The sequence below is a fragment of the Agriterribacter humi genome (genome assembly GCF_009192765.1).
Taxonomy (GTDB): Bacteria; Bacteroidota; Bacteroidia; order Chitinophagales; family Chitinophagaceae; genus Agriterribacter; species Agriterribacter humi.
Genome location: NZ_VOHQ01000006.1, coordinates 204,503 through 230,339 on the forward strand (window position 1 = coordinate 204,503; position 25,837 = coordinate 230,339).

The following is a 25,837-nucleotide window of genomic DNA, read 5'->3' on the forward strand; positions in this document are numbered from 1 at the left end:
ACCTGCATCCTTTATTTTCTCTGCGCTTTTGCGACCATTTCGTTAAACACCGCCAGTTGTTCCTTCATAGCGGCTACCCTGTCTTTGGGTTCGGTGCGGGCTTCTAAGAGTATCCACCCGTTATATTTCATGGAGGTAAAAAGGTTCATTAATTGCTGGTAGGGATAGTCGCCTATGTTTAATTCGCGTACATGAACGGTGTCGCCAAACCATTTTTTCACTGAATTGAAATTCGCTTCAAGTCCTGGGGGCAACAGATCTTCGGGATTGCAGTTCCAGCATATTTTTACATTGGGTTCGGTAACCTGGTCAAAAATAGCTTTCATGTTGGGGATTTCCTGAGTTAAGTTGCCATGCACTTCCACTCTTACCAACTGGCCCAGGTTTTTTGCGAACTTCCCCACTTCATTAAAAGAGGCAGCAATCTGTGCAATTGTTTTTTCCCTGGGAACGCCAGCAGGAAGATTATTGGGTTTTACTTTTATACCAGTTGCGCCGATATCTTTACAAAGCCGGATATATGCTTTCGTTTGTTCAATATTCTTTTGCAGTTCAACGGGGTCGGGACTATGATACTCAAAATTAGAACCATACCCGATGCATGTAACCGGGCTATCGGCAAACCGCTTTTTTACTTCAATGCGCTGAGCGGCGGATAGGTTGATTTCAACCTTATGTGCATGCTGGGTCCGGAGCTCAATACCCCACAACCCTGTTTTTGCACAATTGGCAATCAAAGTCGGTAAATCCCAATCCCTGCCCCACTGATAGGTAACCAATCCAAACCTCATTTTGGGTCCTGCATTGTAATAACTGCTTAATGTTCCGGCGGTGGCCAATCCTAAACCGGTGAGGGCTGTATGACGTAAAAAATTGCGGCGGGATAGATCTTTCATTTTTTATGACAGGGGATTTTCTATTGTTTATTGCTAAAGGGTTATGCAATTTAAAATTATGTTGCTATTATAACCAATAAAACTGTGCTACTTCATATCTTACGCTTCGTTTAATAATTAAAGTTAAATGAAAAATATATTAAAAAAAGCAAAGCCACAATTGTGCATAGTAGTAATACTAATTATTGGGAGTTTTTCGCATGCGCAAAATACAACATTGCAGTTTGGGAAAATGAAGCATCTCAATGCTGTTGCTTCCGGTTCAAATGACCAGGGCGTTCCCATTAAATGGATGAATGTAAATACCGCTGGTAATACATGGTCATTAAAAGATGACACCCTGATCTGTACAGGATTGCCGATAGGCGTAATGAGAAGCGAAAAGCAGTATGAAAATTTTTTAATGCACATTGAGTGGAAGCATATGGAGGCAGGTGGTAATTCGGGCGTATTTGTATGGAGCAGCGCCCGGCCAGGCGAAAATCGTTTGCCAGACGGTGTAGAAGTGCAAATGCTGGAATTAGACTGGGTGAAGCTCAACAAAAGGGATGGCGTTACACCGCCCATTGCATATGTTCACGGTGAGCTTTTTGGTGTGGGAGGAGTAACCACCACGCCCGATAATCCCAGAGGTGAAAGGAGTAAGTCCATTGAAAAACTCTGTAAAGGCCGCGGCGAATGGAATACCTATGACGTTGTATGCGTGGATGGCGTGATCAAACTTTCCGTAAATGGAAAATTTGTAAATGGCGTTGCACATGCTTCTCAAAAGAAAGGCTACCTGTGCTTAGAGTCGGAAGGCGCGCCTATACATTTTCGCAACCTGCAAATCATTGAACTTCCTCCGGGTGTAACGGCCGCAAACCAGGTTGCGCCGTTGTTTGAGAGTAAGGATTGATAATTGCTAAAAAGGCCTGGTAAAAGAGATCTGGCAGATTCGCGGATAAAATCTATGAATCTGCAGCAAAAAGACTAAAGAATCAAACATTAACCTTATTTAACCTCTATTCTTTTTATGGTAATGCAGTTGAGCCTACTTTTGGGATGATCTGGCTTGTGTTGAATGATTACAGACAATCCCTATTGCATTTTATGAAACCCGGCATTTTACTCTTTATATTCCTGATCACTTTTTCTATAGCAGGTATTGCACAAACGAACCGAACGGTAAGAGGTAAGGTATATGACAGCAGCCATGTTATTTTACCGGGCGCTACTGTAATGCTTGTTCCGGATGGTAGTAAAGACACTTTAAAAGTGGTTACAGACAAAAACGGTCAGTTTGTTTTCTCCAGGGTAACAGCTACAAAATTTACATTAAGAGTAACCAATGCGGGACTGGAAGCTTCAGAGGAGCAATACGATGTGGAAGAGAGTAAAACAGATTTTAATGTTGGAAGCATAACCATGCTGCCCGCTTTTCAAACCTTGCAGGAAGTAGTGATCAGCCCGCCACCCATTGTTATTAAGGAAGATACCATTGAATTCAGGGCAGATTCCTTTAAGGTAAAAGCCAATTCGTCCGTGGAAGATCTTTTAAAGAAACTGCCCGGTTTAGAGGTAGATAAAGATGGTAATATTACTGCACAGGGTAAAACAGTATCCAAGATTAAAGTGAACGGCAAGGATTTCTTTGGGGGTGATCCTAAAACCGCTTCCCGCGAATTGCCTGCAGAAATTATAGACAAAGTGCAGGTGGTGGATGATTACGGCGACCTGGCTGCCGCATCGGGTATCAAGGATGGCGATCCGGATATTATCATCAACCTTCAGCTAAAAAAAGATAAGAACCAGGGTGTATTCGGTCGTGCATCTGCAGGTTACGGTACGGATGACCGCTACCAGGCTACATTAAATGCCAATGTGTTCAGGGAAAGTACACAGTTATCCGTTCTGGGAAATAGCAATAATATCAATCAGAACCTGTTTAATTTTGGAGGTAATGCTGGTGGTGGTAACAGGGGTGGTGGCGGAAGAGGAGGAAACTCCGGTGGTGGCGATGGCGGCACTTCCGATACCAATGCCGATCAGAACGGCATAACAGATAACAACTCTATTGGCGCCAATTTCAGAACCGATTTCAGCAAGGAGAAAGGCTCATTTTATGGTAATTACAGTTTTGCCAACCGCAATACGGTTACAATGCGTAATACTTCGCAGCAGAACTTTTTTGGCGATGGTTCTTTCATTAATAACAACAACAGCCTTTCCGATAACATTGGCAATAACCATCGGGCTAACCTCAATTTTGAATACAATTTCGATTCTTCCAATTATCTTAAGGTGAGTCCCAATTTTTCGTATGGTAATTCCAATAACAGGAGTTACAGCGATTTTAACTACTGGGAGGATGATATCTTTAAAACCCAGGAAGGATATAACGGAGATACGGTTCACAGAAAAACACCCAGCTTTAGCGGAGATATCAGTTATAACCACCGCTTTAAAAAAAGAGGCAGGAACTTTTCAACGCGGATCAGCCTGGGCACATCTTCCACATTAAGCGATGATGATAAGATCAATTTTACACGTGAATTCCTTAAAGCAGGTGGTTATTCCGATGCTTATCTTGATCAGTTGATAACACAGGATAATAACAATCATAATTATGGCATCCGTGTCACCTATACGGAACCGGTAGCAAAGAACAGGTTCCTGGATATCAGTTATTCCTACAACAACTCGTATGCAAAAAACGACAGGCGTACTTTCGACCGGGACTCGATTGGCAGTGAAATTCATTTTATTGACAGCCTCAGCAATGCGTATGAAAACACTTTTATCAATCAAAGGGTTGGCTTAAGCCTGCGCACGGTTAATAAAAAATATAATTATAGCATAGGACTTACCATGCAACCCATGGAGATCAATGGCTATTCTATTTCAAAAGACAGTGCATACACGCCCCAGAAAAGGATAAACCTGGCGCCTTCTGCAAGGCTCTCCTACAATTTTTCCCGAACCAAAAGGCTGAACATGAACTATAACGCTAATTACGAGCAGCCTTCTTTTGACCAGTTGCAGCCGGTGCGGGACGTATCCAATCCACAATATCAAACCCAGGGTAATCCGGATCTGAGACCCGAATTCAATCATAACTTCAGGGTGTTCTTCAATAATTTCAATTTTACAAGCGGCCGTGTAATGTTTGTTGGAATGCGGGCAAATATGATCCAGAACAGGATTGTAAATAATAACATGCGGCTCGACAGCAGCGGCGCACAGTTAAGTATGCCGGAAAATGTAAAAGGAAATTATAATATTTCGGGATTCTATAATTATTCAGTACCCTTCCAAAACAGGCGATACATTATTTCACTGCGTGGAAATGTAAACTATAACCATGATGTAGGACTGGTAGACAGCAAGAAAAATACCGGCAATAACTGGATCACCACGCAACGCCTGAATTTTGAATTCAATTTTAAAGAATGGCTTGAATTAGACTTTAGCGGGGCGTATAGTCTCAATTCCACAAAATACACCCTCTCTCAAAACGGTGACCGCCTCAGCTCAAACGCATGGACTTTCAGAAGCAATATGCGTATGGATATTCCGGGAGGGCTGATACTGCGTTATGATATTAATTATCTTATCAATAACGGGCTGGCATCTTCCGTAAACAGCAATCCTACATTATTTAATGCTTCTATCGAAAAAACCATATTCAAAAAGAAAAATGGTTTCATCCGCCTGTCGGGCTTTGATATTTTCAATCAGAATACCAATATCAGCAGGCAGGTAAATGGTAACTCTATTATAGACAGCAGGGTTAACCGGCTTACCCGTTATTTCATGCTCACCTTTTCTTACCGGCTTATGCAGTTCAAAGGCGGACAGCAACCTGCTGAGCAGAACAGGGAAATGGGCCCGGTCAGGGGTGGCAGAAGAGGAGATCGTCAATGGTGATGGAAGATACAAGTTACAGGTTTCAGGGTACAGGTTATAGGTTATAGGTTGAGGGATTGCACATTTGTTCGCCTTTCATCTCTCCCGTTTCACCTTTCACGTTGATCGTTTCATAGAGGTAAGACGTGAGAGCTAAGTAAAACATTCACTATTCACTTCTCACTATTCACCTCCCTGCACCCCTGCAACTTGCGCCCCGCACACCCTGTACCTTGTAACTTGCAACCCTCTTTATTCTTTCCACATCCACATTGTTTTTTCGCTCAATTCTAATACCTTTGCGGTCATTTTGGGATAACCTGCAATGAATAACTGATTGTTACCCAATTAACTAATTATCAATCAACTATTTAACTTTTTAATATGGCGGGCGCCTTAAAAGAAGTTCGTAACAGGATCAAATCGGTTCAAAGTACCCAGCAAATTACCAAAGCCATGAAAATGGTAAGTGCGGCAAAATTACGCCGTGCACAGGATGCTATTATTCAAATGCGTCCTTATGCCAAAAAGTTGCAGGAAATGCTCAGCAATATCGTGAGCAATACAGATGGTGATTCGGGCGGAGATCTGGCTATTGAGCGTCCTGTTGAAAAGGTACTACTGATCGTTATTTCCTCCGACCGTGGTTTGTGCGGGGCATACAATGCCAATGTGATTAAGCTCGCCCGTTCTGTAGCACAGGAAAACTATGCACAGCAGTTAGCCAAAGGCAATATCACCGTTTGGCCGGTAGGGAAAAAGGCATTTGATTTTTTTCAGAAAGGAAGTTTTGGAGTAAACCCTGCATATAAAGATGTATTGCATCATATTTCATTCGAACAAATTCAGCAGGTAGCGCAGGCCGCCATAGAATCTTTTGCAAAAAAAGAATTTGATGTGGTGGAAGTAGTGTACAGCGAATTCAGGAATGCGGCTACTCAGCGGTTTACAGCGGAAAGATTTTTGCCGATTCCTAAAGTGGAAAATAAAGACGGCAAAACAACCAAAGCGGATTTTATTTTTGAGCCCGGCAAAGAAGCGCTTATTGCGGAACTGATGCCCAAAATATTGAATACTCAGTTGTATAAAGCTGTGCTTGATGCCAATGCCAGCGAACATGGCGCAAGAATGACGGCCATGGACAAAGCCAGCGAAAATGCAAATGAACTGCTGAAAAGCCTCCGCATTTCTTACAACCGTGCAAGGCAGGCTGCCATTACAACCGAGCTTTCCGAAATAGTAAGCGGTGCTGCAGCATTGCAGGGATAGTATCGTAATTGATTATTATGCATTGACATTTTAATGCCCAACCCGGAACACAGGCTTATTTAATCATTAAACTTTGGCTGCGAGGAGCACATGGAAATTTCACAGATCATATTGCATATTGAAGCGCTGATATTTGCCAGCGAAAAGCCATTGACAAGTATAGAGCTGGTTGACCTGGTGAACAGTGCTTTGGGGTTTATTGAAGAACGTGCTACGCTGGAGCAGGTAGAAGCAGCAATGGACGGGATACGCGAAAAATATGCTACGGAATTTTATCCTTTTGAAGTGAGGCAGAGCGGTGGAGGCTGGCAGTTTCTTACCAAGGGCGATTTTCATAAAACCATAGCACAGTTAAATGGCGACAAGTTTTTAAAACGGCTGTCAGCCGCAGCCATGGAAACCCTGGCCATTGTTGCCTACAAACAACCCATAACAAAAGGCGAAGTAGAATCTATACGTGGTGTAAACTGCGATTACGTAATACAGAAATTGCTGGAAAAAGAACTGGTGGTGATTACCGGCCGGAATGAAGAGCTGCCCGGTAAACCTTTGATATATGCTACTTCGCGCTCCTTCATGGATTATTTTGGTATAAATTCTCCCGAAGATCTCCCCAGAATAAAAGAAGTATTGGCCGACCAGGTGGTATCGCCTACGCTGGTTAATGCCAGTCATTTTGAAGTAGAAGAGGAAAGCAATTTAATAGTGGCTGAAAACGGCGAACTGGTTCAGCATACAACCATAACAATTGAAGGATCTGATGAGCCTGCTGCGGAAGAGGACAAGTTACCTGCACCTGAGGAGGGAGAAATAGCCAATGAGAACGCAGGAGCGGATGATGATACTATAACAAATGACCCGGTTTCAGCGGAAACGGAGCCTGATAACAGCACGGATCCTGAATCATTTCCCGGAACAGATGATGAGGATGAAGAAAAGAATGATCTGCAATAAGCAATAAATAGCATCTGTAAATGGCTTCTGCTTAGAGTTCCCGGTTCATTCTCCCCGAAAATCTTAATTTAGCGCACCGGTTAGCTAAATATTGTTGAAAATTTACCCATGTCGTATTCACCCCGGACAGCTTTTCAGCCAGCAGCCACTATACAATCCATACAGCATCAAAAACTGCAGGAGTTATTGCAGTACATTCAAAACAAGTCGCCTTTTTATAAGGAAATGTTCGCTAAACATTCCATTGATATCTCCGCTATAAAATCAGTACAGCACCTCGCTCATATACCCACTACCGTTAAGGAAGACCTGCAGCAACGCAATGATGATTTTCTTTGTGTAAGCCGCGATAAAATAATTGAGTATACTTCCACTTCAGGAACATTGGGCAGCCCGGTTACCGTTGCACTAACCGAAAACGACCTGCAGCGACTTGCTTATAATGAGTATGCTTCTTTTGTTTGCGCCGATGGCAATCCAAAGGATGTATACCAGTTGATGCTCACGCTCGACAGGCAGTTTATGGCGGGCATGGCCTATTATTCAGGCATCCGTAAATTAGGCGCCGGTATTATACGTGTGGGGCCGGGTGTCCCTTCCCTGCAATGGGAAACCATATTCAGACTAAAGCCCACAGCGATCGTGGGCGTTCCTTCCTTTATATTAAAATTAATTCATTACGCCACGGAGCATGGTATTGATATCAATAGCAGTTCGGTTAAAAAAGCAATTTGCATTGGCGAAAATATAAGGAATACCGATTTTTCACTTAATGTATTGGGGCGAAAGATCAATGAGGCATGGAAGATCAATTTATATTCTACTTATGCCTCTACCGAAATGCAAACGGCATTTACAGAATGCGGCGCCGGAAGGGGAGGACATCATAACCCCGAACTGGTAATAGCCGAATTGTTAGATGAGAGCAACACGCAGGTTCCGCCCGGTGTGCCGGGTGAGGTAACCATTACCACATTGGATGTGGAGGGTATGCCCCTGCTGCGTTATAAAACGGGAGACATATGCATGTTTTTTGAAGAGCCCTGCACCTGTGGAAGAAATACCATCCGGTTGTCGCCGGTTATAGGCAGAAAAAAACAGATGATCAAGTTTAAAGGCACAACGCTTTTTGCCCCGGCCTTGTTCGACTTACTGAATGGAATGGAAGAGGTAAAAGACTATGTGGCAGAAATATATTCCAATGAGATAGGAACAGATGAAGTGGTGCTGCACCTTCTGCCGTTGCGCTATAGTGAAGAATGTGATCATAAAATAAGAGCATATCTCCAGGCTAAACTCAGGGTAACCCCTCATGTTAAGTATATTACTATTGAAGAGATGCAGCGCATGCAGTTTCCCGAAGCGGGGAGAAAAGCGCTTAAGTTTATAGACCGGAGGTGAACAAAAATTTGATACATTTACCAATATTTATTTTTTTTGCGGTCGCGTGTACTTTAAAATAATCTTCGTGCAATGATAAATGTAGGAGCCAGAACCCTTTCTTTACAAGATTTTTCTGAGATCGTATTCAACAACAGGAAAATTGAACTCAATACCCGGGCGCTTGAAAAAATGGAAGCCAGCTTTCAGTTTCTCAGAAACTTTTCGGATCAGAAACTTATTTACGGAATTAATACAGGTTTTGGACCCATGGCGCAGTACAAAGTAAGCGCCGAAAATGTTTTACAACTTCAGTACAACCTTATTCGCAGTCACAGCTCGGGCAGTGGCAATTATCTTTCTCCTTCGCTGGTAAAGGCACTGATGCTGGCCAGGCTTAACAGTTTGATGCAGGGGCATTCCGGCGTGCATACAGATGTAGCTGTAGTTTTGAAAGAATTGATCAATAACAATATTACGCCCTGCATTTTTGAACATGGCGGCGTTGGCGCCAGTGGCGACCTGGTGCAATTAGCCCACCTGGCACTGGTACTTATTGGTGAGGGGGAAGTGATCGTGGATGGAGAACCCCGGCCTACTGCAGAAATATTTAAAAAGTTCAGCATAACCCCGTTATCTGTATATATTCGCGAAGGACTGGCCATTTTAAACGGCACTTCGGCCATGACGGGTATTGGGCTTCTTAATGTAAAACAGGCAAAAAAATTATTGCAATATGCCGTAATGCTTTCTGCAATGACCAATGAGGTAGTAGAAGCATATGACGACCATTTTTCCTATGAACTGAATATTGTAAAAAAACACAAGGGACAAAATAGTGTGGCTGCCATGCTGCGTGATGTATTGAAAGATAGCAAGCTGATCCGTAGCCGCTCCGAACATTTATACAATCCTGAAAACATCAAACACGATGTTTTTGAGGATAAGGTGCAGGAGTATTATTCACTTCGCTGCGTTACACAGGTGTTGGGTCCTATTTTTGATACGATTGAGCAGGCTGAAAAAATTGTGGTGGATGAGCTCAATTCGGTAAATGATAACCCGGTAATAGATCATGAAAATCATAATATCTTTCATGGAGGAAATTTTCATGGCGACTATGTTTCTCTTGAAATGGATAAGTTGAAAACTGCTATTACCAAGTTGTCCATGCTGTCTGAAAGGCAATTGAACTATTTGCTGAACAATAAGCTGAATGAAAAATTTCCGCCTTTTGTAAACCTGGGTATACTGGGATTTAATTTCGGTATGCAGGGGATGCAGTTTACCGCTACTTCCACCGTAGCAGAAAACCAAACGCTTTCTTTTCCCATGTACGTGCACAGTATTCCTAATAACAACGATAACCAGGACATCGTAAGTATGGGTTGTAATGCAGCGCTGATCACCAAAAAAGTTATTGATAATGCTTTTGAGGTGCTGACCATACAAATGATAACGGTATTGCAGGCCATTGACTATGCGGAATGTGCTGATAAACTATCTCCCGCAACAAAAGAAATGTATACCACTGTAAGAAAGATCTTCCCTAAGTTTATTGACGATAAGCCACGATACAGGGAACTGGAAAAAGTAAAAGATCATTTCCTGCAAAACAATATCGGTTTTTTTGAAACGCATGCGGCAGCGCAGGTAGCTGTGCATTAGTCTTTCATCCAAATACATTATTTTACAACAAATTTTTACGGATCAATAAAAACAGATACGGATGAAATGTGCATTGGTTACAGGCGGTTCAAGAGGTATTGGCAGGGCTATTTGTATAAAACTGGCAGCGATGGATTATTATGTGCTGGTGAATTATAAAGCCAATGAGGAAGAGGCTGAAAAAACAATGTCATTACTTCGCGGAAAAGGTGGTAATGGGGAACTATTAAAATTTGATGTGGGCAATAAAGCGCAGGTAACACAGGTACTGGGCGGATGGATAGAAAAAAATGCAGAAAGTAATATAGAGGTGCTGGTAAACAATGCAGGCGTAAAAGACGATGTATTGCTGATGTGGATGAAAGATGAACAATGGGATACTGTGATCAATACGAGCCTGAATGGATTTTTTTATGTAACAAAGCTGGTATTGCAAAATATGTTAATGCAGAAATACGGAAGGATCATTAATATCGTTTCCCTATCCGGGCTAAAAGGATTACCCGGACAAACCAATTATTCCGCTGCAAAAGGTGGTGTAATTGCAGCAACCAAAGCGCTGGCGCAGGAGGTGGGCAGAAGAAATATTACTGTGAATGCTGTAGCACCCGGGTTTATTAAAACCGATATGACGGAGGGATTAGATGAAAAACAACTGCGTTCCCTTATACCGGTAAGCCGTTTTGGCGAACCGGAAGAAGTGGCTCATGCAGTAGGCTTTTTTGCTTCTGCCGAATCAGCTTATATTACAGGAGAAGTGTTGTCAATAAACGGGGGAATGTATTCGTAAGAAGATTTGAGATTTAAGATTTGAAATTTATTTGTTTCTTGTTATTTGATTTTTGGTTTTTAACCAGGGTTTTAAAATGAACAAACGGGTAGTCATAACAGGTATGGGTATTTACTCCTGTATCGGGAAAAATCCCGATGAGGTAAGGGATTCCCTGTATGTAGGCCGCTCCGGTATTATATTGGATCCTGTTCGTAAGGAAATGGGATACCGTTCCGGGCTCACCGGCTTTGTAGAAAGGCCTGCGTTAAAGGGAATGTTGGACCGTCGTTCGCGGATTATGTTACCCGAACAGGGCGAATACGCTTATATGGCTACCGTGCAGGCATTAGAGCAGGCCAAGCTGGATGAGGACTATATTAACGAACATGAAATAGGTATTTTATATGGCAACGACAGTTCAGCAAAACCTGTTATAGATGCTACCGATATTATGCGGGAAAAGAAAGACAACATGCTGATCGGGTCGGCTTCGGTGTTCCAAACGCTGAACTCTACGATCACCATGAATCTTTCTACCATTTTTAAGCTCAGAGGGGTAAACTTTACCATTAGTGCTGCCTGCGCCAGTGGTTCGCATGCTATCGGATTAGGCTATCATTTTATAAAAACGGGTTTACAGGATTGTATCATCACAGGCGGCGCACAGGAGATCAATTGCTATTCGATGGCCACTTTTGACGCATTGTCTGCTTTTTCCATTCATGAAGAAAACCCTCAAACGGCATCACGGCCGTTTGACCGTAGCCGTGACGGGCTGATCCCCAGTGGTGGTGGTGCCACAATTGTATTAGAAAGTTTGGAATCGGCTATAAAAAGAGGAGCTACAATTCTGGGGGAAGTAATAGGCTATGGTTTTTCGTCAAATGGAGAACATATTTCTAATCCTACTGTAAGCGGGCCTGTACGTTCTTTGCAAATGGCAATGAAAGATGCAGGGATGAATACGGCGGATATAGATTATATTAATGCACATGCTACTTCCACGCCGGCAGGCGATACCAGTGAAGCAAAAGCATTGTATACAGTATTTGGTGAAGGCACGGTTCCTGTAAGTTCTACCAAATCCATGACAGGGCACGAATGCTGGATGGCAGGCGCCAGCGAGATCGTATATTCTTTATTAATGATGCATCATGGTTTTATTGCACCAAATATCAATTTTGAACACCCTGATGAAGATTCTGTTAAATTGAATATTGTAAAAACTACCGCGGAAAAAGATATAAATGTATTTTTGTCGAACTCCTTTGGCTTTGGCGGTACCAACTCGTCGCTGATAGTCAGAAAATGGAGCAAATAGTTGTGTATGAAACAGAATGAAGAAATCATTGAGAAGATCAACCATTTCCTGTCTGAAGAATTTGAAGTAGATGAAGCCAGGATAACTCCCGGGGGAAACGTAAAAGAAGTACTCGAGTTAGACAGCCTCGATTATATAGACCTGGTGGTGGTAATAGAAAGTAATTTTTCTTTTAAAGTTAAACCCGAAGATTTTGCAAGCATCACTACTTTCAGCGATTTCTACAATTATGTAATTTCCCGCGTGAATTCTAAAGAACTGGCATAATGCCTTCATGGCGCGGAAAATCCAGCGGAAACAGGTTAGGGTACAGCATTTTTATAGCTGTGCTGAAAACGTTTGGTGTTCAACCCGCCTATGTATTACTGCGTGTAGTTAGTTTGTATTATTTTTTATTTGCATGGAAATCTTCCCGACACATCCTGTATTATTTTCAAAAAAGGCTGGGTTATTCTTTTGGAAGATCAATCACCGCATTGTATAAAAATTATTACTGCTTCGGGCAAAGTCTTATAGATAAAATAGCCATCATGTCGGGTATGGCTAAGCGCTTTTCATTTGATTTTGACGGGGAAGCACACCTGCACCAATTGGTGAGTCTTCAAAAAGGGGGATTGCTGCTCAGTTCCCATATCGGCAACTGGGAAGCCGCCGGGCATTTGCTGGAACGCTTAAATACCCGTATTAACGTGGTCATGTTCGACGGGGAACACCAAAAAATAAAGGATTATCTTACTTCGGTTACCGGTGAGCGTAATGCCCGTATCATCGTCATCAAAAATGATCTCTCCCATATTTACGCCATCAATGAAGCGTTAAAGAACAAGGAACTGGTTTGTATACACGCCGACCGTTTCGTGGAAGGCAACCGAACATTGATTGCTGATTTTCTTGGCAAAGCAGCCCGGTTTCCTGCAGGACCTTTTGTATTGGCCGCACAGTTTAAAGTGCCGGTTTGCTACGTGTTTGCCATGAAAGAAGGCAACACGCATTATCATTTTTATTCCACGGCAATAAAAATGTATGATTACGGCGATAAAACCACAGCCATGCAGCAAATGCTCAGCGACTTTACGGCTGAAATGGAGAAGAAAGTAAAGCAATATCCTGCACAATGGTATAATTATTATGATTTTTGGGCGAATGCATAAAGCCGGCCACCCCGGCATTTTTTTTAATTTTTAGAAATAAATGAATAGGTTTGATGACCAGTGCAGTTCCGGACCTATACCATACCCGGTATTGAACGCATCCGTTCCCTTGTATGAAGTTTAGCGATAAGAACTGAACCACAATATCCATTTGTACTGCTATGAAAATCGTATGGTTGAAGCAAAGCCGTTTAAAAACACTTCTAAGCGTTTTTAAACGTTTGTACCAGTCCCGAATGCTTTCGGGAGCACATTTGGCTTTGCCCTTTCCGCAAGCCAACCCTTCTTCAAAGCCAAAGGCCACTTTTTACCCTGCGCCACCAAAGACAGTGCAGACAATATTGCCTATACTTTGTAGGACCCCTACTTGGGATTATTTTCGAATAAAAATTTGGTAAATAGGAAATCCTGCCTATTTTTGTAGCGTTATTACAAAGGAATAAATTTTGAAAGCGCTAATAAAAGATATCACAAATATCCAAACCGGACTCTTCGCTAAGCCTGTTGGTACTGGTGAATTGGTGTATCTACAATCCAGGCATTTTGACGAATACGGTCAATTGCATGCTGTGCTTCACCCCGATTTGCTGGCTGAGGGGATTTCTGAAAAGCATTTGCTGAAAGACGGTGATGTGCTTTTTGCAGCCAAGGGAACCAAAAACTTTGCAGCCGTTTTTGAAAACCACAACGAACCATCTGTGGCTTCCACTTCCTTTTTTGTAATAAGACCAGCCGACAATAAAGTGTTGCCTCAATATTTGGCTTGGTTTCTAAATAACCATACGACACAAACCCTTTTAAAAGGTCAAGCCATTGGAACGTCCATTCCTTCTATCTCAAAACAGGTTTTGGAAAACCTGGAAATACCGGTTCCAGATATTAAAACTCAAAAAGCAATCGTAGAAATTTCAAAGCTCCGCAACAAGGAAAAATCTTTGAAGCAGAAAATTGAAACGCTAAGAGAAAAACAAATTCAACAACAAATAATCAACGCAATAAAATAAATATCATGGCTAAAATAACTCAGAAAGGCATCAACGATGCAGTTTGGAAAGCTTGCGACACCTTTCGAGGAAGCATTGACCCCAGCGTTTACAAAGATTATGTGCTTACAATGCTGTTCCTGAAATATCTCAGCGATGTGCATGACGATAAAATGGAAGGTTACTTGAAAAAGTATAATAGTGATGCAGAACGTGCCAAACGTGCCATGCAACACGAACGTTTTATTGTGCCGGAGCATAGCCATTTTAAATTTCTTTACGACTCACGCAATGAAGCCAACATAGGCGAACTCATCAACATTGCTTTGACTGATTTGGAAGAAGCCAATCGTGAAAAGCTATACAGTGAAGACGGTGCAGGGATATTCCAAAATATAGACTTTAACAGCAGCAAACTGGGTGAACCCAAAGACAAAAATCAACGCCTGAAAACCTTGCTCATTGATTTTAAATCCGACAAACTGGATTTGCGTCCTTCGCATTTAGACGGTAACGACATTATTGGCGGGGCTTACATGTTCCTGATTGAAAACTTTGCCAGTGATGCCGGTAAAAAAGCTGGTGAATTTTTTACACCAAAAGAAGTTTCTACCCTGATTGCTAAACTCACCAAAAGCAAACCCGGTTCACGAATATGCGACCCAACATGCGGCTCAGCCTCTCTCCTGATTAAAGCAGGTGAAGAAGTGGGCTCAGATAATTTCTCACTTTACGGACAGGAAGCCAACGGTAGTACCTGGGCATTGGCCGTGATGAACATGTTTTTGCATGGCTTTGATAATGCCACCATACGCTGGGGCGATACCATTCGCAACCCTAAACTGAAAGAAGGCGACCAACTGATGAAGTTTGATACGGTGGTAGCCAACCCACCTTTTTCCTTAGATAAATGGGGAAAGGTAGAAGACAAGGATGGAGAAAAAACAACCGTGAGCTACGACCCGGAAAGCGATAAATACAACCGTTTTTGGAGAGGGGTACCACCCAAAAGCAAAGGTGACTGGGCATTTATAAGCCACATGATAGAAACGCTGAACGAACACGGAAAAGCAGGTGTGGTAGTGCCACATGGCGTTTTGTTCCGTGGCAGCAGCGAAGGAAAAATAAGGCAAAAAACCATTGAAGAAAATTTGTTAGAAACAGTGATTGGGTTACCTGCCAATCTGTTTTTTGGCACGGGCATACCTGCGGCAATACTGGTGTTTAATAAGCAAAAGAGCAGCAACAATGTATTGTTTATCGATTCCAGCAAACACTACGAAAGTGCCAAAAATCAAAATAAACTGCGTGAAAGCGATATTGAACACATTGTAAATACCTACCGTGATTTTGCTGCCGGTAAACTACAGCCCGGTGTGGTGGAAGATAAATACAGCTATGTAGCCACACCTGAAGAAATACAGGAAAACGACTTTAACCTGAACATCCCCCGCTATGTGGACACCTTTGAAGAAGAAGCTGAAGTAGATATTGCTGCCGTGCAGAAGGAGATTGAGCAACTGGAGGGCGAACTGGTGAAAGTGCAGAAAGAGATTGATCAGTACTTAACCCAATTGACGAAATGATGGCAGAAACAAAAAATACAAAATCGTTTTACAATACTGAAATTCCAAGTGATTGGGAGGTTTTACGTTTGGAAAATGCTTGTAGTCATTTTAAGAGTGGATTTGGTATTACATCTGATAAAATTGCTGAAGAAGGTATCTATCCAGTCTACGGTGGAAATGGCTTACGGGGTTTTACCGACACATTTACCCACGAAGGAGATTTTTTACTAATTGGTAGACAAGGCGCTTTATGTGGGAATATTCAGAGAATATCTGATAAGGTGTATATATCGGAACATGCAATTGCAGTTCAGACGAACGAGCAGAATGACCTTGATTATTTAGCATACAAGCTAGAATACAAAAATCTTAACAGGTTATCTGAGTCTTCGGCACAACCTGGATTGGCAGTAGAAAAACTTTTGAGATTAAAAGTTGAGTTCCCTCCCCTCCCCGAGCAAAAAGCCATAGCCCAGGTGCTGAGCACGGCTGATGCCGCCATCCACACCACCGAAAAACTCATAACCCAAAAAGAACTCCGCAAAAAATGGCTCATGCAACAATTGCTTACGGGAAAGAAACGGTTGAAGGGGTTTAGTGGGGAGTGGAAGGAACATTCTTATGAGAAAATACTTAAAGTGGTAAAGAGAAATTTTGATTGGGATGAAAACGAATTGTATAAACTGATTAGCGTTAGACGAAGGTCTGGCGGTATATTCTTCCGTGAAGCTTTATATGGTCATCAAATACTAGTCAAAACTTTACGTACAGCGAACGAGGGAGATTTTTTGTTTTCGAAAATGCAAATCCTACACGGTGCATCAGCTTTGGTTACAAAAGAATTCGATGGGGCTAAGATTTCAGGTTCATATATAGCTGTGGTTCCAAAAGAAAAGAAGCAGTTGAATATGGAATTCTTTCAATGGTATTCACAAACACCATATTTCTATCATCAAACTTATATCTCAAGTTATGGTGTGCATATTGAGAAAATGACATTTGACTTTGATACGTTTCTTCAACTCGAAATGAAACTTCCATCCATCGAAGAACAAACCGCTATTGCTCAAGTCCTGCAAGCGGCAGATAAAGAAATCAGCCTGCTTAAAGCCAAAGCAGAGAAATTGCGGGAGCAGAAAAAGGGGTTGATGCAGGTGTTGTTGACAGGGAAGGTGAGGTTAAAAATAAATGAATAGTATGGAGAAAAAAATAAGAAACTGCTTTGTAAGCTACCATCACGAACGAGACCAAAAATACATCTCGAAACTGAGAAAGGTAATTACTCAAATGAAAGTTGCTGACTATTCACTGAAAGATGATATAGGGCATTTAACGGACGAGACCATTTATAAAAAGGTTAGGGAGAAAATGAGAAGCTGTTCCATTACTGTGGTCTTAATTGGCGAAAGAACGGGTCACCGCAAATGGATTGACTGGGAAATATGGGCATCGTTAAGGGGCTACACGCATCCGTATGACCCGTACAAGTCATTCAAGCCAAATGGCCTGCTTGGTATTTTTTTACCGGTAGAATCACATTCCATTCCGAACAGGTTGCAAGACAATATTGATTCAGGTTTTGCAGTAAGCATGAAATGGCAAAATCTGGAAAGAGATTTTGAAAGCAAGGTAAACTACGCATACTGGAACAGAACCAATGTTCCCCGTAAAATTGACAACAGCAGAGAACGAATGGAAGAAGATTATTGGGATCTTTTAGGCTTTAGAATATAGAAATATGGCAAACAAAGAATACTTCGTCACAAGGCTTTCTTTCAGAGAAGACAGACAACTTATCCGTGATGTTACAGTTTATGAATACAATGGCAAGAGCCTTGATAATGGTGCTACCCAGAACAGGCAGTGGATGGTTAACAAAGTTACGGCTGGTTACCAAATATCAATTATGACACCTAACCCAGAGGAACAAGGTAATTGGAAAAGGCATAATCCTTTTACCTATGAAGGAGGATATTTTAAATGGGAGTTTAAATTACCCTTGAACGACACAAAAAGAAAAACCTTTGTTAGTTATTACCATCATGACAATCAAGGCGACAGAACGATATTTGAGAATATTTTCGGGGATTTAATTGTAAGCAAATCCGTTGAATATGGCGACATAGATTCAGACAACAGCGATGAATATATAAAGCAATTGATACAGAAAGAATATCTGGCAGATACAACTGTGTTGGTTGTTCTTATTGGTCCGAAAACTAAATGCAGGAAACATGTTGACTGGGAAATTTCCGGGGCTTTGAATCGAAAAGTAGGAGATAACTATGCCGGCCTTTTAGGAATTAAGTTACCAGGACATCCAGATTTTGGAACAGGAAAACACAACTATGATTTACTGCCCGCTCGTCTATCAGATAATTTAAAAACTGGTTATGCCATTATCAGAGATTGGACGGATGATAGAGTGAAATTGCAATCCTATATAGAAGAAGCTTTTCAAAAGCGTTCTTCGATGGCTGATAAAAGAGCCAATTCACGAATTCAAATGGATAAAGATACTTGCGAATGAAAAACAGACTAAAATACCCATTATCAATTTTTGTGGCCTGGCATCCCGCCTTCGCTGAGGGAAAACAAATTGCAAATGATTTGTACAGTTCATTTTGTAGAGATATTGAGGAGCCATTATCAAGAGGCTTGGGAATACAAGTTTATTATCGCAGTGCTACGCTTATTCCCGTTGACAAGAACATTGCAAACCGAAATGCAATTATTCTGCTCATTGATGAAAATTACATGACAGATGGAGGCTTTCAAGAGTTCACAAAACAACTTGTTGGTCTTACGGACGACAATACCAGAATTTATCCAATTGCATTATGCAAACAAGCCACTGGTATTGGATGTGGGCTTGACTCCATTCAATTTATCAGGTATCATGATGGATTTATCAATATTCGGGACGAATATGAAAAAGGAATCAAAAAAATAAAATCCGAACTTTTACATGATTGTGCACGATTGCTGATGAAATTTCAACCAGTTTGGATGGATAAAGAAGGCAGTAAAATACCATCGCCTGTAAAATTATTTTTAAGTCACGCCAAAAAAGACGGAATAGAAACGACAAAGAAATTTAAACTATTCGTAGAATCTGAAACCAAACTCGATGTATTCTTTGATACTGTAGATATTGCCGATGGCTATGAGTTTGAAAAGCAAATAGAGGCCAATATTGAAAATGCCGCATTAGTTGTTTTTCATACAGACGAATATTCATCCAGAGAATGGTGCAGAATTGAAGTCCTTGTTGCCAAGCGGAATAAATGCTCCATTGTTGTAGTTCATGATATTAAGGATGGAGAAAAGAGAGCATTCCCATACATGGGTAATACACCAACCATTACATTAAAGGGAGACGAATCTTCCAGTTTCATGGAAATTCTGACTTTGACTCTCTATCAGGTAGTAAACAATCTGTACCAAAGAGAATTGTTGCAATCTTTTGAAACAGAGTTTAAGAATGACCAAGCCGAATTTGTGATAATCACATCACCCCCGGAGCTTTTCAATTATATAGACCTTTACAAAATGAAGGTAACAGAAAAAAGGAAACTGATTGTACTCTATCCTGAACCGCCGCTTGGAGCGGAAGAACTTCGAATATTGAATGACATAGATAAAGATATCAGATTTGTTACACCCATTTACCTACCAACATTATAAATATGGAAGCAGAAAAGAACATATCGGGTATTTCAGAAAATCTTGCGGAATCAATTGCAGAGCAAAAGGAACTGAAGCTAAAATCAAGGCAAAAAGGAATCCTTGATGGAATACGAATTGCCGTTTCGGCTTCTGATAATGAAGATTTAGAACATTTAGGGCTTTCAATTCAACATTTAAAGGATGTTATGATTGAACTGGCACGTTATATAATGGCAAATGGTGGAACACTTTTGTATGGAGGTCATTTGAAAAATGAAGGATTTACCCGGCTGTTCGCAGAATTGTCATATCAATATAAATATTTGGATGATAAATCATTTCGGTTTGTAAACTACTTCCCTTTTCCGAACAGCAACTCGCTTACACTGGTGATTAAAGCAGATTTTGTTAAACAGCAGGTTGAGCCTGTTACAATAGAGATACCAAAACATTTAGGAGATATTGATAAGAATCGGAAATATGATCCTTTTAATAATATCGAAGACCGATACATTTTTTCTGAATGCTTCTCAGACATGAGAAGAATTATGGCTAATGAAAGTCATGCAAGATTTTTACTGGGTGGAAAGCAAAGTAATTTCTTAGGCTATTTACCAGGTATCATTGAAGAAGCGTACTATTCACTACAGGCCAATAAACCTATATACATTATCGGTGGCTTTGGTGGTGCTGCAAAATCGCTGTCAAGAGTTATTCGTGGTGAAGTTCCAAAAGAATTTACTAATGAATTCCAATATAGCAATTCATTTATTCAAGAATTCAAAAAAACATATTCCGACAAAGCGAGTGTGCTTATTGATTACAACCAGCTATTTGACTTCTTCAAGCAATATAATCTTGAGAGATTTTCTAAAATGAATGGTTTATCTGTAGATGAAAACATTGTGTTGTTTGAAAGTCAAAATATTCATGAGATAGTTTTCCTTATTATGAAAGGACTTAAAGTGATTTCAAAAAAATAATTAATGCAGAAACATAATGGCATATAAAATACCACAACTTCCTTTGGATTTTGATATAGAAACCAAAGCAATCCTAAAAAAAACGGCGGCTGCCCGCAGTGCATTGGCCGAGATGAAAGGGGCTGCCCTGAGCATTCCGAATGAAAGCATTTTAATCAGTACCCTTTCATTACAAGAGGCTAAAGACAGTTCGGCCATTGAGAATATCATCACCACACATGATGAATTGTATCAGGGTGATTATCTGAAAAAAGAATTTAAGTCCATCGCATCCAAAGAAGTGCACAACTATGCCGAAGCATTGCGTTGGGGCTTTGAAACCGTAAGGCAAAAGGGAATATTGACAAACAACCACATCATTCAAATGCAGGCAACACTGGAAGAAAATGATGCAGGTTTTAGAAAAGTACCCGGCACAGAATTGAAAAATGAGCAAACAGGTGAAATAGTTTATACTCCACCGCAAACGCATGATGAAGTGGTAGCCTTTATGAGAAATCTGGAGCAGTTCATCAACGACAATTCACTCAGCGATTGGGACCCCTTGGTGAAGATGGCCATCATCCACCATCAGTTTGAAAGCATCCACCCTTTTTATGACGGTAACGGAAGAACGGGCAGGATTATCAATATCCTGTATCTGGTAAAAGAAGGCCTGTTGAATTTACCCATCCTGTATTTAAGCCGCTACATCAATCAAAACAAAGCAGATTATTACCGTTTGCTCCAAAAAGTACGCTCCGAAAACGCCTGGGAAGAATGGGTCCTGTACATACTTGATGGTGTGGAACAGACTTCTTTGCAAACCATCAAGCTAATAGACGGTATCAAAGCCATTATGCAAAGGCACAAACACAAGCTCAGAAGGGACTTACCCAAAATTTACAGTCAGGACTTACTCAACAATCTGTTCCGGCATCCTTATACCAAAATTGACTTTGTGATGGCGGATTTGGCTGTGAGCAGACCGACTGCAACACGGTATCTAGATGAACTTACGGCCATAAACATTGTGCATAAACACAAGCTGGGCAAGGATAATTACTATATTAACCATGAGTTGTTCGATTTGCTGGCGAATGTGAACTCAAATACAGGAACATGATAAGAAAAACGGAAAATCTTATCATGTCCGAACCCACATGTAAAGAAAACAGTACTTTTCTTTACATGACAAAGACTACATGTAAAGGTATTTATTTTTAAGTACAGGTTCTACAAAATCAACAGAGGTCAAAATATCCTTGCAAAAACAGGTTCATGTAAAGAAAACCGGCAAAACTACACATGAGCAAGGCAATGTGTATAGAAAACCGCACTTTTCTATACATGAAACAAACGAAATGACAAAGTAATGGACACACCAAGTTTTAAAGAAGACCATATCAGCCAGATTCCGGCATTGCAAATGTTGGTGAATTTGGGTTATACCTATTTAAATCCGGCAGAGGCCGACAGGCAAAGAGGGGGTAAAACCACCAATGTATTATTGGAAGATGTTTTGCGGAAACAACTGAAGGAAATCAACAGCATAAGGGTAAGTACCACCAAAACCAGCATTTTCACCGACGAGAATATTGAACGGGGCATTTTGGCACTGAAAAATCTGCCCATGAATGAAGGTTACATTGCAGCCAGCGAAAAAGCATACAACCTGCTCACTTTAGGTCAGGCATTGGAGCAAAGTGTAGACGGCGACAAAAAAAGTTTTACCCTTCAATACATTGACTGGAAAAACATTGGTAACAATGTGTTTCATGTAAGCGAAGAATTCAGCGTAATGCGTTCTACGAGCAAGGAACACTACCGTCCCGATCTCGTATTGTTCGTAAACGGCATTCCGCTTTGCATCATTGAGTGCAAAAGACCCGATATGAAAGAGCCATTGAAACAGGCTATCAGTCAGCAAACAAGGAGTCAACAGGAAGACGGGATCAGGCACTTATACGTCTATTCCCAATTACTACTTTCCATAAGCTGCACACAGGCTTTGTATGGCACCAATTCAACACCCGAAAAGTTTTGGGCAAAGTGGCAGGAGAAATTCAGCAATGATGAAGAAGAACGCAATTACAAAAGCAAATTACAGGAACTCAAAAACAAACCGCTTCCGATTTCCATAAAAGAACAACTGTTTTCTGACCGATTCAAATACGTTCGACAATATTTTGATGCCTTGGAACAAGAGGAAATTCTGCCAACTGAGCAGGATAATTATTTGTTCGGCTTATGTCGTCCAGAACGGTTGATGGATATTATTTTCAATTACGTTTTGTTTGACAATGGAGAAAAAAAAGTAGCCCGTTACCAGCAGTTTTTCGCTGTTAAGAAATCCATGCAACGCATCAAAAATGTTGAGAGCGGAAAAAGAAAGGGGGGTGTTATCTGGCATACGCAAGGAAGTGGAAAATCATTGACCATGGTAATGTTGGCTCAAGCTATTGCCATGGAGCCGAGCATCCGCAATCCTAAAATTGTGTTGGTAACAGACAGAACAGATTTGGACAATCAAATTACCAGTACGTTCAGGAAGTGTGGCAAGTTTGTAGAAAACGCAACAACGGGACAACGTTTGGTAGAATTACTGGAAAGTAAAAGCGATGCCGTGGTTACTACCATCATTAATAAATTTGTGGCCGCAATAAAAAAAATAAAGAATCCCCTGCAAAGTCATGATATTTTTGTTTTAGTGGATGAAGGTCACCGGACACAGCACGGCATTTTTAATATTGACATGCAAAAGACTTTGCCCAATGCATGCTTTATTGCTATGACCGGAACGCCTTTGTTTCACAAGCATAAGAACACAGCCGAACTATTTGGAGGCATGATTGATTCCTACACCGTTAATCAGGCAGTAAGTGACAAAGCCGTGGTTCCACTTTTATATGAAGGCAGAGTGGCAAAACAAACCGTGAATGAAAATCCGATTGATACTTTTTTCAGCCTGGTATCTGAACCTTTAACCGACTATCAAAAGGCTGATTTAAAAAAGAAATTTTCAAGAGCTGACCAACTTAACAGTGCGGAGCAAAAAGTTTATGCTATAGCCTGGGATATTAGTTTGCATTTCCGTGACAACTGGCAGGGCACACCGTTTAAAGCACAATTGGTTTGCGATAAAAAAGTAAATGCTATCCGCTACAATGAATTTTTAAATGAAATAGGAATTGTAAGCAGTGAGGTGCTCATTTCATCCATTGACGAAAGGGAAGGTGAAGAAAGTGCCTATGAAAAGTCAACAGAAAAAGAAAACCGGTTTTGGAGGAAGATGATGGATGAACACGGCAATGCCAAATCTTATGAGAAAAATTTAATCAGCCGGTTCAAGAATCAGAAGGATCCTGAGATAATTATTGTGGTTGACAAACTGCTCACCGGTTTTGACGAACCAAAGAACACCGTTTTGTATCTCACAAGAAATTTGCAGGGGCATAAATTATTACAGGCCATTGCAAGGGTGAATCGAATTTACCCCGATAAAGAATTTGGCTACATCATTGACTATTACGGAGTGATTGAAAATTTAGATGATGCGTTGGAGATGTATTCTTCATTTGAGGATTTTGACAAAGAAGATTTGCTTGGAACAATTACCAACATCAGCGATGAAATAAAAAAGCTTCCACAAAAGCATTCTGAATTGTGGGATATATTTAAAACCGTCGCCAACAAACGGGATGCAGAAGCCTACCAGATACTATTGAAAGATGAAGCAGTACGGGTTATTTTCTATGATAAGCTGGCAGCGTTTGCGAAAAGTTTAAAGCTGGCTCTTTCATCAATTCAGTTTCACGATGAAGTTGATGAGAAGTCAATAAACAGGTACAAAGAGGATATGGCAATGTTCCTAAAACTTCGTTTGACAGTAATTGAAAGATACAGCGATGAAGTTGATTACAAGCAGTACGAAGGACAGATTCAAAAACTGATTGACACGCACGTCACCACAGAGAAAATTGAAACCATCACTGAACTGGTAAATATTTTTGATAAAGATAAATTTCAGCAGGAGGTAGAGAACACCACAGGGAAAGCAGCTAAGGCGGACAAGATTGCAAGTAGAACAGCGAAGCACATCACTGAAAAAATGGATGAAGATCCTGCTTTTTACAAGAAGTTTTCGCAAATGCTGAAAGAGACGATTGCCGACTATGAAGCCAAACGGATCAGTGAGGCACAATACCTAAGCAGGGTTCAAGACATCATGAACAATGTGTTAGCTCATACCGACAATGATATTCCTGAGCAATTGAAAGGCAGAGATGTGGCCAAAGCCTTTTATGGTTTGACAGTTGAAGCACTGTCAGAAAAAATTCAAGACAATATAGTTCGAAAAGAAGTCGCAACACAGGCGGCCTTAAAAATTGACGACTTGATTCAAAGTTCTGTTTTAGACAATGGCAAACCCATTATTGACTGGCAATACAAAACAAGCATTACGGGAAAATTGCTTATTGAAATCGGAGACTATCTGATTGATGAGGTGCGAGATAAATACAGTATTGACTTGTCGTTCAGGGACATGGACAAAATTGCTGAAGATTTTATTGAAGTGGCTAAAATTCGTTACAAGTAATGACAGCAGCTATACAATTTGGAAGCAGAACAATAGATTTTCGTTTGGAGTACTCTGACAGAAAGTCGCTTGGCATTGCAGTCACTCCCGAAATGGAAGTGTTGGTAAAGGCACCGGCTAATACTTCCATTGAAAAGATAAAAGAGAAAATAAGGAAAAAAGCACCCTGGATAGTTAAACAACAAAGTTTCTTTCTTTCCTTTCAACCAAAGACACCACAACGAAAATTTATTAGCGGTGAAACACATTTATATTTAGGCAGACAATACCGTTTACTAATTCAAATTGGCAAGGAGGAATCAGTCAGGCTAAAAGGCAAAGTTATTGAAGTAACAGCCAATGAAAAGTCGAGAGCAAAGGACTTATTAAAGGATTGGTATTTACAAAATGCTCGGACAAAATTCCATTTAATTGCTGCACCACTGATTCACAAATTCAAAAAACACAAAGTAGAACCAAGTTCTATTGTTTTACGAGACATGCCGACACGCTGGGGAAGTTGCACACCAAAAGGAAAAATTATATTAAATCCTGAATTGATTAAAGCACCTAAAGGTTGTATTGAATATGTAATCATACACGAGCTTTGTCATTTAATACATCACGACCACACACAGAAATTTTTAGATTTACAAACCAAAGAAATGAAGGACTGGGAAAAGTGGAAAATGAAATTGGAAAAACTATTGGCATGAGAAGTTCACACACAAAAGTATACACATTTGTAAACCGCACAAGCCTGAGCACATACCACCC

The 25,837-nt window shown here is 40.8% G+C and carries 21 protein-coding genes; 20 read left to right on the forward strand and 1 reads right to left on the reverse strand.

Annotation, left to right across the window (positions count from 1 at the left end; translation table 11 throughout):
- Positions 1-11 precede the first annotated feature (11 nt).
- Positions 12-896, reverse strand: coding sequence for a TIM barrel protein (locus FRX45_RS12440; protein ID WP_152268754.1), 885 nt, complete (start codon positions 894-896; stop codon positions 12-14).
- Positions 897-1,023: 127 nt separating this feature from the next.
- Between FRX45_RS12440 and FRX45_RS12445 the strand changes: the two genes are divergently transcribed.
- The 20 genes from FRX45_RS12445 (at position 1,024) to FRX45_RS12540 (ending at position 25,776) form a co-directional block, all read left to right on the forward strand.
- Positions 1,024-1,794 carry a 3-keto-disaccharide hydrolase gene (locus FRX45_RS12445; protein WP_152268755.1) on the forward strand — a complete coding sequence of 257 codons (771 nt, stop codon included), beginning with the start codon at positions 1,024-1,026 and terminating at the stop codon, positions 1,792-1,794.
- Between the two features lie 194 nt (positions 1,795-1,988).
- Positions 1,989-4,805, forward strand: coding sequence for a TonB-dependent receptor (locus FRX45_RS12450; RefSeq protein ID WP_193311685.1), 2,817 nt, complete (start codon positions 1,989-1,991; stop codon positions 4,803-4,805).
- 363 nt (positions 4,806-5,168) lie between these two features.
- Entirely contained in the window at positions 5,169-6,053 is an 885-nt protein-coding gene (atpG, locus tag FRX45_RS12455; RefSeq protein ID WP_152268757.1) for an ATP synthase F1 subunit gamma, read from the forward strand.
- A 90-nt stretch (positions 6,054-6,143) separates the two neighbouring features.
- Complete coding sequence (gene scpB / locus FRX45_RS12460) at positions 6,144-7,007, forward strand: SMC-Scp complex subunit ScpB (protein ID WP_152268758.1); 864 nt, start codon at positions 6,144-6,146, stop codon at positions 7,005-7,007.
- 108 nt (positions 7,008-7,115) lie between these two features.
- Positions 7,116-8,408 carry a phenylacetate--CoA ligase family protein gene (locus tag FRX45_RS12465; RefSeq protein WP_152268759.1) on the forward strand — a complete coding sequence of 431 codons (1,293 nt, stop codon included), beginning with the start codon at positions 7,116-7,118 and terminating at the stop codon, positions 8,406-8,408.
- A 72-nt stretch (positions 8,409-8,480) separates the two neighbouring features.
- Complete coding sequence (locus FRX45_RS12470) at positions 8,481-10,055, forward strand: HAL/PAL/TAL family ammonia-lyase (RefSeq protein ID WP_152268760.1); 1,575 nt, start codon at positions 8,481-8,483, stop codon at positions 10,053-10,055.
- A gap of 61 nt (positions 10,056-10,116) precedes the next feature.
- Complete coding sequence (gene fabG, locus FRX45_RS12475; protein WP_152268761.1) at positions 10,117-10,845, forward strand: 3-oxoacyl-ACP reductase FabG; 729 nt, start codon at positions 10,117-10,119, stop codon at positions 10,843-10,845.
- A 76-nt stretch (positions 10,846-10,921) separates the two neighbouring features.
- Entirely contained in the window at positions 10,922-12,148 is a 1,227-nt protein-coding gene (locus FRX45_RS12480; RefSeq protein WP_152268762.1) for a beta-ketoacyl-[acyl-carrier-protein] synthase family protein, read from the forward strand.
- Positions 12,149-12,154: 6 nt separating this feature from the next.
- The gene (locus FRX45_RS12485; RefSeq protein WP_152268763.1) at positions 12,155-12,415 is read left to right on the forward strand and encodes a phosphopantetheine-binding protein; all 261 of its coding nucleotides are present in this window, start codon (positions 12,155-12,157) and stop codon (positions 12,413-12,415) included.
- Positions 12,415-13,299, forward strand: coding sequence for an LpxL/LpxP family acyltransferase (locus tag FRX45_RS12490; protein WP_152268764.1), 885 nt, complete (start codon positions 12,415-12,417; stop codon positions 13,297-13,299). Before FRX45_RS12485 ends, FRX45_RS12490 begins: the two co-directional genes overlap by 1 nt.
- 446 nt (positions 13,300-13,745) lie before the next feature.
- Positions 13,746-14,303 (forward strand): restriction endonuclease subunit S, encoded by a 558-nt coding sequence (locus tag FRX45_RS12495; RefSeq protein ID WP_193311686.1) that lies wholly within the window; start codon positions 13,746-13,748, stop codon positions 14,301-14,303.
- A gap of 5 nt (positions 14,304-14,308) precedes the next feature.
- On the forward strand, positions 14,309-15,868 hold the full coding sequence (locus FRX45_RS12500; RefSeq protein WP_226805326.1) for a type I restriction-modification system subunit M: 1,560 nt from the start codon (positions 14,309-14,311) through the stop codon (positions 15,866-15,868).
- On the forward strand, positions 15,865-17,046 hold the full coding sequence (locus FRX45_RS12505; RefSeq protein ID WP_152268767.1) for a restriction endonuclease subunit S: 1,182 nt from the start codon (positions 15,865-15,867) through the stop codon (positions 17,044-17,046). The genes FRX45_RS12500 and FRX45_RS12505 overlap by 4 nt, the downstream gene beginning before the upstream one ends.
- A 1-nt stretch (position 17,047) precedes the next feature.
- Entirely contained in the window at positions 17,048-17,584 is a 537-nt protein-coding gene (locus FRX45_RS12510) for a TIR domain-containing protein (RefSeq protein ID WP_193311687.1), read from the forward strand.
- 4 nt (positions 17,585-17,588) lie between these two features.
- The gene (locus FRX45_RS12515) at positions 17,589-18,380 is read left to right on the forward strand and encodes a TIR domain-containing protein (RefSeq protein WP_152268769.1); all 792 of its coding nucleotides are present in this window, start codon (positions 17,589-17,591) and stop codon (positions 18,378-18,380) included.
- The gene (locus FRX45_RS12520; protein ID WP_152268770.1) at positions 18,377-19,537 is read left to right on the forward strand and encodes a toll/interleukin-1 receptor domain-containing protein; all 1,161 of its coding nucleotides are present in this window, start codon (positions 18,377-18,379) and stop codon (positions 19,535-19,537) included. Before FRX45_RS12515 ends, FRX45_RS12520 begins: the two co-directional genes overlap by 4 nt.
- Positions 19,538-19,539: 2 nt before the next feature.
- The gene (locus tag FRX45_RS12525) at positions 19,540-20,502 is read left to right on the forward strand and encodes a hypothetical protein (RefSeq protein ID WP_152268771.1); all 963 of its coding nucleotides are present in this window, start codon (positions 19,540-19,542) and stop codon (positions 20,500-20,502) included.
- Positions 20,503-20,518: 16 nt separating this feature from the next.
- Positions 20,519-21,607 (forward strand): Fic family protein, encoded by a 1,089-nt coding sequence (locus FRX45_RS12530; RefSeq protein WP_152268772.1) that lies wholly within the window; start codon positions 20,519-20,521, stop codon positions 21,605-21,607.
- A 249-nt stretch (positions 21,608-21,856) separates the two neighbouring features.
- A complete protein-coding gene (locus FRX45_RS12535; protein ID WP_152268773.1) occupies positions 21,857-25,081 on the forward strand; it encodes a type I restriction endonuclease subunit R in 3,225 nt (1,074 codons plus the stop codon).
- Positions 25,081-25,776: a M48 family metallopeptidase gene (locus FRX45_RS12540; protein ID WP_152268774.1), complete on the forward strand. Its 696-nt coding sequence runs from the start codon at positions 25,081-25,083 to the stop codon at positions 25,774-25,776. Before FRX45_RS12535 ends, FRX45_RS12540 begins: the two co-directional genes overlap by 1 nt.
- The last annotated feature ends 61 nt before the right edge of the window (positions 25,777-25,837 follow it).